This window comes from Desulfosporosinus acididurans (assembly GCF_001029285.1).
Lineage (GTDB): Bacteria > Bacillota > Desulfitobacteriia > Desulfitobacteriales > Desulfitobacteriaceae > Desulfosporosinus > Desulfosporosinus acididurans.
Map to the genome: position 1 here is coordinate 1 of NZ_LDZY01000011.1, position 13,448 is coordinate 13,448.

The 13,448-nt window shown below is 41.9% G+C and carries 6 protein-coding genes and 1 rRNA gene; 2 read left to right on the forward strand and 5 right to left on the reverse strand.

The features are described from left to right. A 16S ribosomal RNA gene (locus DEAC_RS15270) occupies window positions 1-691 on the reverse strand; the annotation flags it as partial. Between the two features lie 546 nt (window positions 692-1,237). Here DEAC_RS15270 and DEAC_RS15275 point away from each other — a divergent pair. After that, window positions 1,238-3,925 carry a PAS domain S-box protein gene (locus DEAC_RS15275; protein WP_047810951.1) on the forward strand — a complete coding sequence of 896 codons (2,688 nt, stop codon included), beginning with the start codon at window positions 1,238-1,240 and terminating at the stop codon, window positions 3,923-3,925. A gap of 131 nt (window positions 3,926-4,056) precedes the next feature. Beyond that, on the forward strand, window positions 4,057-4,323 hold the full coding sequence (locus tag DEAC_RS15280) for a hypothetical protein (protein WP_047810952.1): 267 nt from the start codon (window positions 4,057-4,059) through the stop codon (window positions 4,321-4,323). Window positions 4,324-4,438: 115 nt separating this feature from the next. Here the strand turns inward: DEAC_RS15280 and DEAC_RS15285 are convergent, their stop codons facing one another. The 4 genes from DEAC_RS15285 to DEAC_RS15300 form a co-directional block, all read right to left on the reverse strand. Beyond that, window positions 4,439-6,418 carry a methyl-accepting chemotaxis protein gene (locus DEAC_RS15285; RefSeq protein ID WP_047810953.1) on the reverse strand — a complete coding sequence of 660 codons (1,980 nt, stop codon included), beginning with the start codon at window positions 6,416-6,418 and terminating at the stop codon, window positions 4,439-4,441. 321 nt (window positions 6,419-6,739) lie between these two features. Further along, window positions 6,740-11,149 carry a coiled-coil domain-containing protein gene (locus DEAC_RS15290; protein ID WP_047810954.1) on the reverse strand — a complete coding sequence of 1,470 codons (4,410 nt, stop codon included), beginning with the start codon at window positions 11,147-11,149 and terminating at the stop codon, window positions 6,740-6,742. Further along, window positions 11,142-11,843: a DUF6063 family protein gene (locus DEAC_RS15295; RefSeq protein WP_047810955.1), complete on the reverse strand. Its 702-nt coding sequence runs from the start codon at window positions 11,841-11,843 to the stop codon at window positions 11,142-11,144. Before DEAC_RS15295 ends, DEAC_RS15290 begins: the two co-directional genes overlap by 8 nt. Then, a complete protein-coding gene (locus DEAC_RS15300) occupies window positions 11,840-13,444 on the reverse strand; it encodes a hypothetical protein (RefSeq protein WP_047810956.1) in 1,605 nt (534 codons plus the stop codon). The genes DEAC_RS15295 and DEAC_RS15300 overlap by 4 nt, the downstream gene beginning before the upstream one ends. Window positions 13,445-13,448 lie beyond the last annotated feature (4 nt).

Here is a 13,448-nt window from a genome sequence, read left to right on the forward strand (position 1 = left end):
CCCTTTACGCCCAATAATTCCGGACAACGCTCGCCCCCTACGTATTACCGCGGCTGCTGGCACGTAGTTAGCCGGGGCTTCCTCCTTAGGTACCGTCATGTCTCCTCCATATTCCTGAAGAAACCGTTCTTCCCTAAAAACAGTACTTTACAATCCGAAGACCTTCATCATACACGCGGCGTTGCTCCGTCAGACTTTCGTCCATTGCGGAAGATTCCCCACTGCTGCCTCCCGTAGGAGTCTGGGCCGTGTCTCAGTCCCAGTGTGGCCGTTCACCCTCTCAGGCCGGCTACTGATCGTCGCCTTGGTAGGCCTTTACCCCACCAACTAGCTAATCAGACGCGGGTCCATCCATCATCGGCAGCATATTCAGAGGCCGCCTTTCCTTATACGTTGATGCCAACCTATAAGCGTATCCGGTATTAGCCCTCGTTTCCAAGGGTTGTCCCGGTTTGTTGGGTAGGTTACCCACGCGTTACTCACCCGTCCGCCACTATCCAACACGTAGTTCGATATTCGATATTCGTTGTTCGAATTAAGTAGCCTTAAAAGCTCATTCTTTCAAGCTCCAGAGTCTATCTGTAATCGAACTACGGACCACGAATATCGAACCACGAGTAGACCGTTCGACTTGCATGTGTTAAGCACGCCGCCAGCGTTCGTCCTGAGCCAGGATCAAACTCTCCAAAAAAGTTATTTCAACTTCCTTAAAGAAGATGATGACTTGCTCATGATTCCATGATTCTTTTGAAACTCTTCCGAGTTTCTCTCATTGGCTGTCCTTGTTGTTTAGTTTTCAAAGACCATCTTGTCAGCCATCTTGGCCGGAATTACATATTAGCATTTTCAACCCATGTTGTCAATGGCTAATTTTCAACTCCTTAGATCCAAGTTACCGAATTCTCTCAGCTGTTTTGGCTGGATTTAAATCCTAACACCTTTAACTTACGTTGTCAACTGTTAATTGTGATCTTTGTCTCTCCGTGATAAGCCCTGATGGCTGATTTGTTCGATATTATATTATGGAACGTATCAAAAAAATTCACTGCTATCCCATCTTCTTTACTTTTCTAGTCATTTCACAAGGGAAAGTTTAATTAATACAAAAAGTTATTTTATTTGATTTTAAAGCTTAATCAAAATAATAATACGGCATAACATTCCGACAACATTTTTTCGAAATTAGGAATATAATTTTAATCGTTGGCAAAATTTGCAAAATGGGAAGTGGTTTATTTTGTACTACGACTTCTTATCAAATGTACTTAATGTCTTGTTTCTCTGCGCTGCCGTCATATGGATCAACCTATCTTTGAACAAAAAATACTCTCCTTACTTCTTAGGCGTAATGTTTGGACTCATTACTATCCTTACAATGGATGGTAAAATCACTGTCGTTCCAGGTCGCTTCTATGATTTCCGACACATTACCATGACCATGGCAGGTTTTGTAGGCGGACCTGTGACAGCAGCAATAGCCGCCAGCATAAGCTCACTTTATCGTTACAGTGTTGGGGGAAGCGGTTCAATGGGCGGTATAACAAGTATTATCGTTTTTGCCTGTTTTGGAACCTTCCTAAAAAGATACATTAAGAGCGCCCAAACAGGCAGGAAACTCTTTTTCTGGTGTATCATAGGCATGTTTATGGCATGTATCTTTCTATTTATCATCGGATTCATCCCCCCCTGGAAAGGCGATACTGCAAAAGTCCTTAGAATTGTTACTGCTCCATACTTAATCATTACTCCATTAGCAACAACGGTTATTTTTAACTTCTATTTCTGGACTTACGATTTTTTGGGTAAAGCCTCCATCCTCCATACAATCTTAACGAATAGTCCTCTAAACTTAATAGTCTTTAATAACCATGGGCCACTTTTGCTTAGTAAAAATATAACGGAAAAATGCTCTCTAAAGTCCTTCACTGAAACTCCGACTCTTCTATTAAACCGTTATAAATCAGTGTCGGATACTACAAAACAACTTCATCAAGAAATTTCAACAGAGAATAACCGATATTTTATTGCCGATTTGGCAAGATTTCAAATGCCTAGTAGTGAAGAAGCATATGTTGCCATCATTAACGATATTACTGATCAGAAAAAGGAACAAAAAAAACTTAGAGGGGCAACAGATCGATTTCGAAAAGCGTTTCAGTTGAGTCCTAACATGATGGCTATTCTAAGAAAATCCGATTATCAATATATCGATGTCAACGATCATTTCCTAGAAGAAAGAGGCTTCTCTCGTGAGGACGTAATTGGTAAGACCCCCATTGAAATTGGGGTTCCTAAACATGAATTCAAACTCATTACCGAAATTATCAACAATCAAGGGTCAGTACATAACATTGAAAGTACACTCATTACGAAATTTGGTTCAATTGGAACGGCCATCCTTTCCGCTGAAACAATTACTATGGATGACCAAGAATGTATTTTGATAGCGTATAATGACGTGACAGAAATGAAACGAATGCAACAAGAACAAGTGGAGCAACTTACTAAATACCTTTCATTAGAGGCCGAACTATCCCGGAGTAACCAGCTTATTGCAGATATTATTAATCATATGCCTGATGGATTTTACGTACTTGACCATCAATGGCGTTTTACCTTCGTCAATAATAAAGCTGAGGAGTTATTACGCAAATCAAGAGATAAACTTTTAGGTAATGTTCTCTGGAAAGAAATCCCGCAGTCACAAGGAACGCTGCTTCACTTGAATTATCAAAAGGCCATGGCCCATCGTGAACCTATTGCCTTTGAATATCATAGCTTTTTAGAGAAAGGCATCTGGTATCAAGTAAAAGTATATCCTTCCGAAAACGGATTATCGGTTTATTATCAAGATATAACCGAGCAGAAATTAACCTGTGAAAATTTAACAAAATCGCAGCAAGAAATAGTCTCAATCCTTGAAAGTATGACTGATTGTTTTCTTGCTGTAGATAGAAACACGCGATTGACATATATCAATCGTGCAGGTGAAATCGCCTTCGGAAGATCTCGTGATGAATTGTTAGGTAAAAAAATGACGGAAGAATGCACCATTATGAGCACTGCCCTATTACACTCTCAAGACGTCCTCACCGAAAACAAATCTATATCCTTTGAAGTTTTCTCTGAGGCGTTAGGCAACAAATGGTTTGAAGTTAGTACTTACCCTACAGAGACTGGTCTAAGCTCATATTTCCGAGACATTACAGACCGAAAGGTAGCTCAAGATGAAATGGCTAGACTAGACCGTCTAAACCTTGTAGGGCAAATGGCTGCTGGAATCGGACACGAAATACGAAATCCAATGACAACCGTACGCGGTTACCTGCAACTGATGGAGGTAAAACCCGATTATGCTGCCCAAAAACCTACCTTCGAATTGATGATTTCAGAACTCGATCGAGCAAACGAAATTATTACAGAATTTTTATCCCTCGCTCAAACAAAGCAAACTGAGCTGAAACCTCAAAGTCTCAACGACATTCTTACACATCTTTACCCGCTTTTAGAAGCTGACGCGTTTACCCAAAACAAGAGAATTCAATATATCCCGGAGAAAATCCCAAATCTAGAATTGAATAGAAAGGAAATTACACAACTAATTTTAAATATAGCTCGAAACGGGCTTGAAGCTATGGAAGAAGACGGTGGCCTAACTCTTAAAACTTATTTGCATAATAACCAAGTAGTGCTTGCCATTAAGGATGAGGGTTGCGGGATCCCTCCCGAGAATATGAATAAACTTGGAATTCCATTCTACACAACGAAAGATAATGGAACGGGATTAGGGTTAGCTACCAGTTACAAGATTGTAGAATCGCATAACGCCAAAATTAAGGTTGAGTCCAATTCTGGCGGAACTACCTTTTACATAACCTTCTCGATACCAAGCTTAGGGAAAGTGCAGGAAGGTAAGATCGCCTAATTCATTTATTTTTATCACATTCTTAGGACAAGTTTCATACTATGTATTAGAAACAGCCCAATCCAACATCTCCTTTCTCATCTTATCTTGGCTCAATAGCCAAAAATCAAAATCGAGAGGAGATAATATTTATGGCAGGTTTTGGATTCCCTCCTTTTGGCGTACCCCCTTTTGGTGCCCCCCCATTTAATGCTATTCTGTTTGACACTCTGCCGATAGGAGCCCGTATAGTAATTGGTACTGATTCAAGCACTTGGGTTGGAAATTACGGCGGAGTTATTGACGGTGTGGCATTTGTAACTAACGCTCGGTTATTCTCAAATATCGGAAACCAAATTGATGGAATTCAATCAGTAGTGAGAATCCCTGTCCGACAAATAACCTATGTTAGTTATTAAACTCAACGGCCCCGGTTAACCGGGGCTCCTTTTACTTAAGAATTAAGTTCTAAAATTGATACTTTTAAGTGCAGAAGAGCATTCATTAAGTCAAGACAATATTAATTGTCTTAACTTAAAGCTTGAAAATAGCCACGGCTTTATCCAGGTCTTCTCCCAAGATTACTAAAGTTCTGGCTGCAGCGGCAATTTGCTCTGTTGCAGCGCTCAATTCCTCAGTGCTAGCGGACACTTCCTCTGCTCCAGCTGCATTTTCTTGAGCAACAGACACAATGGATTCAATACTCTCTGAAATGTCGCTGACATGGCATCCAATCTGTTCTGAGGAATTCTTAACATTTTCCATTTGTTCGCCCATGGACCTTACGATCTCGGAGATGCTTTCAAAGGAATGATTCGTATAGTCTACGGCTTGTTCTTGAGCTTCAACTACGGTTTTTGCCTTATTCATTTGCTCCGATGCTTCTTGAGCGCGACTTTGAATGTTACCAACAATTTCGGCGATTTCTTCAGTTGCTTTTCGAGATCCTTCTGCTAATTTCCTTACCTCATCGGCTACCACAGCAAATCCACGTCCATGTTCCCCAGCACGTGCTGCTTCGATGGCCGCATTGAGAGCAAGCAAATTCGTCTGTTCAGCAATGTTGGAGATGGTACTTAAAATGGCTCCGACCTCTTGAGATTGTTGGGCTAAATGGTCAATAGCCAAAGCCACTTGACGGCTTACTTCCAAGTTTTCCTTCATTTTGATTGTTTGATTTGAAACTGCTCGCATTCCCTCGTCTATGGACGCCTTTGCTAAACTTGCATCGTCAACCGTTTTATTAATCATATCATTTACATGATCAACTGCGCGAACGATTTGATTGACCATTTCAACAATTTGCTGTGAGCTCTCTGCTTGATGACTTGCTCCTCCCGCCATTTCTTCTATCGCACGAGCAACCTGTTCAACGGAGGACGAAGACTCATCAGTCGACGTGCTCAATTCCTGAGCTGAAGCCACTAATTGGCTTGAACTTTGATGCACTTCGGAGACGGTATTTCGCAAATTTTCCGTCATAGTTTTTAACGATCGTCCAAGAACACCTAGTTCTCCCATAAAACCGTCACTAATCATTACATCTAATCGACCTGTCGCTAAAATATCGGTTTGTTCTGCTAATGCTACAATTGGTTTAGAAATCCTTTTACTAATAAACCAAGCTAAAACAGCAATAAGTAACGCTACCCCTAAACCCGCTCCCAAACTCATGTACAGAAGCTTCGTGGCAAAGCTATAGAATTCATTGATCGGTGCAGTAAGAACCAGATGCCAATCAGTATTGGGAATCGTCGTATAAACTACCTCTTTGTCAATATTTTCAAAGACATATTCTCCAGATCCTTGTTGATTTTTTAACATTTGGGAGCCAATCTGATTAAGGCTTGCAGAATTTGATTTTATAACATTGAGTTTAAGAACTTGTGAATTTTCCGGATGGGCAATGACGAGTCCTGTACTGTCAAACAAATATGAATACCCTGTATTTCCGTATTTTGCCTTATTCACAATCGCTTGGATAGCATCGCCTTTAAGGCTCATAACAAGTACGGAAGATCCATTGTTACCGTGTAAAGGTATTGCAATAGGAACAATATCATTTTGCGTACTCTTGGATACGACCATCGAGGAAATAGTAGGCTCCCCTTTGAGGGCAGATTGAAAATAAGTACGATCGCTAATCGTTAACGTTTTTCCTGAAGAAGTAACGGCTTGTCCGCTCTCATCCGCCCAAAGAAGCTCCTCAGCATAAGGAGTAGCTTCGGATTCACGTTTAAGATAAGCCATGATCTGTGCTTTATCACCTGTGGCGAACACGGGATTTTTGCCGATTGTATTAAGAACGTCCATTTTTTCTTTTAACCAATCGTTTAAAGAACCTGCAGTTAAGGTGACGGTTTGATTCATATTATGAATGGCATCCTGTGTCATATTATTTTTACTTGTATAATAATTGAAGACACTTATACCAAAAAGGGGTATTAAGGAAAGAACAAGAAACCACAGGATTAAGGTTCCAGCAATTGATTTAAAAAAACTCGTCTTGACCATTTTTCTCATCCTCTCAGCCAATTAATAATCATAGACACCTAGGGTTAATTCAGCTCTTATTAAGAACTATTCTTTTGTTGTTATCTATATAATAGATATTTAATTTCGACATATTCCCAGAAATTCCTTTAATATAAATTATGTAATCGGATTTTTTTTGCATTCAAAGCATTGGCCGCGCTTTGAGCTTAATTTATCGGATCGATAAGGTGTTCATTATGGCTGCAACAATGAAAATCAGTGAACTAGGACGTGGCTCAAACACGTATAGTTCACTGATTCATCAATTTTCGGGCTTTAAACACTATAGAAAGCTATGTCTTAGTCAAATAAATTAATCTGTTTATGCTCAGAAACCCTAAATATCGCTTTTTCCAGTTTTTCATCGTTATGAATATCACTGTCATCTCGAATTATTTCTTCGAACTTCAAATACTCATTGCTGCCGATGGCACTGGCTCTAACTTTGAGCATGTAGATCAGGTTAAAACAATTCAGGATGGAGTTTTGTTTCAGATCAGAAAGACAGATCAGCTGGGTGCGATGTTTTTTGGCGATTTCAAAAAGCGGATTGAGCAGGTGTTCCGAAGAAATAGGGCCAAAGGGATTATCCATCACTAAAACGCTGGAATCTTTATCTTCCTCTGCTCCAGCGGCCTCTAATGTCCGTGATCTGGTATAGGCCATTAAAGCTGAGAGCACGGAGAAATAGACAACAAACTTCTCCCCGCCGGAGTTCTCGCGCATAGCGTCTTCCCAGGTCTTAAGACTGCTGTTTTGCATGTTCAGATCGATCTTAAAGACACGGACCGGAATATTGGAATTACCCAAATAAATATTCAATAACTCCCGGTTATACATCAGTTTGGCTATAGCCTTTTTAACCTCTTCCTCACTTTTTTCCTGTCTGGTTTCCTCGCGCACCTTGGCAATACACGCTTCGATATAGTCCTTCATCCGCAGACCTGCAGCATCATGGGAATCTAAGGCCAGTTCAATCTTAAGCATTTGCACCGGCCTGCTTCTGCCTTGTAAGCGCACCTTGGAGTGATCGGATATCCATTCTATCTCTTCATAGAATCTCATTCCCTGGAGCAGACTCTGCTGGACCATATCCTTCTTGTTCCGTTCTAAATTAAAGAGCTGGTTTTCATGCAGTTTGATTAATTCACGGAGTTTGTCTTGATGCAGGCTCAGGCGTTCATAAAGATAATAAAAATCGTCATAACCCATCTCCGCTTTATCCCAGAGCTGGTCAAGACCCTTAAAGATATTGCCGATATTCGTATTTTTGTCCCGGTATTCCGCTTTCAATCCGGAATATTTCTGGCGAAGGCCATCCCCTTGGGTTCTGTTCTTTGCTTCAATGGTGCGATATCTTTCCACCAATAGTCCTGTTTGACTCTTGACATCTTGTTCTGGCCGGAAGCCTTTTTCCGGTTCAACCTTTAATTTATTAATATGGGAAGTAATTTGCTCCATCAGTTTGTTGTAGTCGGTAATTTTACGGGATATTTGCGTGATCTCCTCAGTCAGTTTGGCCTGTTGCTCAGCCAGTTTATGTCGGCGCCCTGGAAAATCCCCTTTGATATCTTCCTGACCTAAGGGGCTTTCTGCACCAAGCTTGCGCACTTCTTCCTCCGCAATACGACAGGCTTCCTTAGCGGCGGACTCAATTCCTGTAGCCGCGAATCTTTTATTTTGCAGCTTCTTGTTAAACTCTTCCAGGACGCTGATTTCCAAGTTAATCTCGTCTAGTTTTCCTTCATCATAAACAACCTCAATATAGTCGCCTTCTGATAGTCCTAGTTTGGAAAGTTCCTTTTCCTTTTTCACGCCTTCAGACTGCAGCTCAGTTTTACGTTTTTCCAAGAGCTCAATTTCTCCGCTGTACTGAGCTTTCAGGGCTTGCAGCCTTTCTTCCAGCTCTTCGACAGTCCCTGCGATGAATTCTGCTTCCTGAGCATCTTGATAGGTATTGTACTTTTTTCGAATATCTCTGACTTCTATTTTTTTCTGCTCGATTTCCAAGGTAAATCCTTCGATCTTCTTCTGAAAGCTTACTAAGCTTGCTTCTAGTTCGGATTTTCTCCTTTCCGCACCTGCTATCGCCTCGTTTACTTCCGTAAGCCTTTGCCGGCAAGTCTGGTAATCATTCTCTTGTTCGATCCAGGCTTCAAAGAGCTCAACGGCTTTTTGGGCTTTTTGCTGAGACTCAATAACTGTTTGGATTTTTTGCTTAAGATTCTGCAACGTTATACGCAGATTCTCTTTCTCCTGGCGCAGAAAATCCCTTCTATCTGCCAGCGTTTGGAGCTTAATTTCTGACGCTGTTTTTTTCTTTGCTAAATCATAGCGATAATCTGCTTTAAAGGCAAAGCGACTACAGATCGTTTGTTTAGCGACGACTTCATTTCGTTCCTCAGTATAATGCCGATATTGTTCCAAGGAGTCTTTTTGCTTACGCTTCAGTTCTTCCTCCAGTTTTTCCAGACCGCTATGGTCAAAAATCCGGCCTTCATACAAACAAACCAAAAAAATTCCTTCAGCGGTCTGAACCCATCTGTCAGCAAGTAATGACATGCTAAGACTTAAATCCTCGTAGGCCATAATAGGAATAGCACGGCGCAGGGTCAGATTCTTTATGGCTTGAGCCAGGAGTTCGATATCTTGCCTAGCCAGAATCAGAGCATACGGCAATACAGGATTTGCAGCTAAGAGCTTTTGCCGAATTTCCGGGGATTGATTGCGCAAATAAGCTTCGCCGGTCTCATAAGAAATATCCTTATCGGCCAGAAGAGAAATTATCTCTTCTGGAATATGCAGTCTCCCATTGTTGAGGGAAAATAGTGACTCCTTAGCATCGTCACGCATCCGTACGGCTTCTTCCAGGGAATGATTAAGGTCTTTGAGCAGTTGGTCAAAGGCTGCCTGAAGCCGCACCCGGTCAAACCTAAGTTCAAAATTAAACCCAAATTTCTGCAGAATCCCTTGAATCTCCCGTTCCTGTTGTTCATAAACTTCAATATCTCGCTCCAGGTCGTGAAGAACATTTTTTTCTCTGGACGTTTCTTCCCCTACCCCTTGAATCTCTTGATCTGCCTCCAGCTGCCTTTGTTCCTTGCCAGCTCTTTCTTCAGTCAGTTGCTGCCCCTCATTTTTCAAATCTTCCAGCTTCTTCTTGAGTTCAAATCTGGCCTTTTCAATCTCATCCGCAGCCAATTCACCCAGCAGATTTCTACTCAAGCTAAGTTTTAGCTTAGATCTAACGTCCCGTTCATGTGACTCATATTGTAACTTTTGCTGCTGGAGACTCCCTTTCTCTCCCTCAAATTTCCTTAAATTATTTCCGAGATCACTAACATCTTTATCAGCCTGAACCCTTAATGTCTCCTGTTCGCCTTTTTCTTCCTTTAAGCGCGTCAAAACAGACTCAAGGGATTGTAAGATTTCCTGAGTTGCCATTTTGAGCGAATACTCCAGATTACGCATCCGATTATCCGTATCAAATTGGGACTTAGAAACTTTTAATTTCTCATCAATTCCCGAAAGGTCAGCTCGTTTTACTCTTAGTTCATCCCTTAATCCGGCAGCCTGCAGAATCTTTAACGATCGTTTGGTTATTTCAAGTTTCTCCTCATTTTCCCGGCTTTTCTCTTCCGACTCAGCCAACCGCGAGGCTGCCAGCAAATACTCGTCCCTTCTTAACCAATACGCATGAGAGCGGTCTTCCAGATTGATCCGCTTTCGTTCCAGTTCGATATTGTCTAGCGTAATCTTATTATCCTCATTTTTTTCATTAAGTTTAACCGTCTCAGAATCTAAATAGCTATACATAGCCGCCAGTTTAGCGCCATAGTTTTTTTGCTCTTCCAATCCATTAAGCAGTTCAACGAGAGACACAACCTGCTCTCCATAGACCTTCAAAAACTCGTCCAGCACTTCTTTTTCTAAAATGAAGCGCTCATTCTCAATGACCTCCCGTACAAGGCCCTCCAGCATTTCCTCCAGCCGGTGGGCTTCGGCACGGTCTTTGAAGATCACTTTTTCAATGGTTTTAATAATCCACTCATTTAACAATTGACTGGAGTTTTTGTGCTTTTGGAAAATCTCATCTAAACCGCCTTCGTGATCATTGATTTTGGCGATAATATTGCGCCACTCATCTTGAGCTATCCCGAATTCAGCCAGACGTTTGCGGTAGCGATCTCCATCATCATCATAAAAACAGCCAAAATTATAAGGATCTTTCTTTTCCCTCTCAGCTATCATCTCCCGGGCTTCTTTAAAAGGCTTGATCTCCAAAATATTTCCGCTTTGCTTGATGAGCTCAATATTGGCCAGATCAAAATCATTGGAACCCGTATATCTCGAAGTGAAGGTAAAATACTTCACCCGGTTTCTCTCATCTTCGACCCCGGAAACTTCAGCAGCCACCATCCCAATACCGGTCAGCAAATAGCCTCCGGCAGCGTCTAGTTTCCATTCGATTAAGACATAAGCAGGCAATCGTTTTTTGCGAAAAAAAGCGTTAATGCGCCGGCCCTGAATTCTAATTTCCGGGACAATCGGCTGAAAGCATAACTGGACGAGAACACTTTTTCCCCCTCCGTTCGCTAAGCTGAGCAGGGCATTTTCACCGCCGTGAAAATTAAACGTTTCATCCTGAATATGCCGCGAATCATTATTGTAGGAAAAGTTAATAATGCGAATACGGTTGATCCTAGGCATCCTGCCCAACTCCTTCGAAAAACCCTTTAATTTCTTCCACGCGGCTGTCATCTAAGTAATAATTGAGCATTAAGTCATCCAGTTTTTTGGTGGGACGTATTTCCCGGTCATCATCTACAAGTCTCAGAAGATTTTCCCGCTCTAAAAGCCGGCAAGTATTTAAAATCGTGCCGGTTTTCGTTTTACGTCCTCTTTCCTCGAAATCCTGTTTGCTTTCCCAGAGTTCGGCAATGCGCATAAAATTGAGGGCGTAGTTTTCTTCCATAAGCTTCGTCTCTTCTTGATCCGCTAAAGCCATACTAAAACGCTTATCCAGTTCCTCGACCAGCTTACTGATCCTTAAAAATTCCCGCTGTTTGGGATTTCGATTCCGTCCGCCGTAAAATAAGTACAAAATAAACATCGAAATATAACTAAGCAGATAACCATCGACTAACCGGGCATCTGTTGCTACCGCTTCTCGAATATCCTTCGTTGTAAAACCTAAGACTCCGTTTCCGCTGTTCGGCAGCAAATAGAGGCTCCCCGCTGTTTCAATAACTTTAAAATCGAGCTCCTCTTCAAATTCTGCGAGGATTGCTCTGACCTCAACATTGCGAAACTCAAGGAACAGATCTCCCTCAGTTTCCCGATCAAGCTGTCCCTTGTCCAGCAATTTGCGATAAATCTTCAGGGCAGTTTTTATATCGCTCACTCAAAGCTCACCTCAATCATAAAATCACTGATGACAATACGCCTGCTAAACATCTCTTTTCCAATATACGTTGCAATTTCCTGTTCCCATAATTGTTCGTCCGGTTTGGTGATCTCCAATTTTTTAATCCCATATAAATCGGGCTGGGAATATTCAATTTGGTATAGACAATAGCTGACATCCAGTTCCCCTGTGGCATTAGCCACAACGTCCTCCTGCTGAGACTTCCACTTATTTATATCGATCATCTGCAAATCATACAGCTTAAGCATAGTTTTAAAAATCAAGTCATCCGCCGTTAATTCTTGCAATACTCGTTCCCTGCTCTGCAGATCCTGCAAAAACTCGCCGAACCTAAAGGATCCCCTTTGTTGCTGGGCAAACTCTAGGATGCTCCGAATAATCTCAATATTACTCTCATTTATTCGCTTAATTTTCTGCAGCTCCAGGTCTTCGCCCAGCTCCTCCAGGACAATACTGGGGAGAACCTCTTCCTCCTGCTTAAGCCGCGCTTGTCTTTCGTAAAGTGTCAGCAGGTTCAAGCTGCGGTCGGGATTAGGCCGCAATAAAGGATTTAATAATTGCCAGAGAGAGGAAATGTTTTCTTCTTCACAATTTTCCAAAGGCTTTAAGATTACCTGTTCAAAATCATAATAACGGGCTCTGGAAAGGGCAAAAGAATCAGCGATCGTTTCCTTATAAATCCGCGCCAAACTGAGCCGTTCCAGAATCAGTTCTTTCTGTTCGCTGATTGTCAGATTGATATTTCTACGAATGACAGCAATTTCCGAGCGTGCTTTAGCCATCTGCTCATCCAAAGCTCCCCGGGTATCTTCCTCCTCTCTGAGGCGGTCTTCCGAGAGCACGATCATCTCCCGAATTTCGTTCATCATGCTGTATTCTTCTTCCAGTAAAGTATAAGTACTGGAAACCAAGCGTTCGAATTCCTCAATATTAACCTCGTAAATATTTTCCCGCACCTTCTGCACAAACTGCCTGATGTCATTTTTCTTTTGCCTGATCATCTGGACAAGGTTGGCACTTTGGCCGATGGCTTTTTTGTAGTTTTTACGTTTGATCAGTTCGCGCAGTTTTAACTCCTCAATCGTAAAACTAATTTCCTGCTCGACTTCTTTAGTGCGAAACAGTAAATCATAACCTTGATCAGTCAGTTGGTAATTCAGGACATAGCCGCGCGGATCATCGATAAGCTTGTCATCAATCAGCCTGATGCGCAGCTGCTCCATGCCCTGCCCGTACTTCATAACCGGAAAGTACCTGGCCTCACCACCGTTTTGCAGAATATCTTTAATGATGTACTCTGTCAGTTTGCGAATGACCTCCGCGGTCAAGCTGACAGAATAAGCAGAGATAAGCTGGGCCACAAAGTCTGCGATGCTCTCCATGGTACAATCTTCGTCCTCAGTCAAGGTCTTCTCCATAATAAAGACAAGGACTGAAAAAATGATATTATCCAGCTGCCCGGACTCAAACAACTTTTCGAACTCCATCTTACGATTGGTACGGTTAATAATGGAATCAATCGCCGCGACAAGCTTCATCCTCTGTTCAAAGCCTTCAAGAAACTCAAATTTCGCCATCACA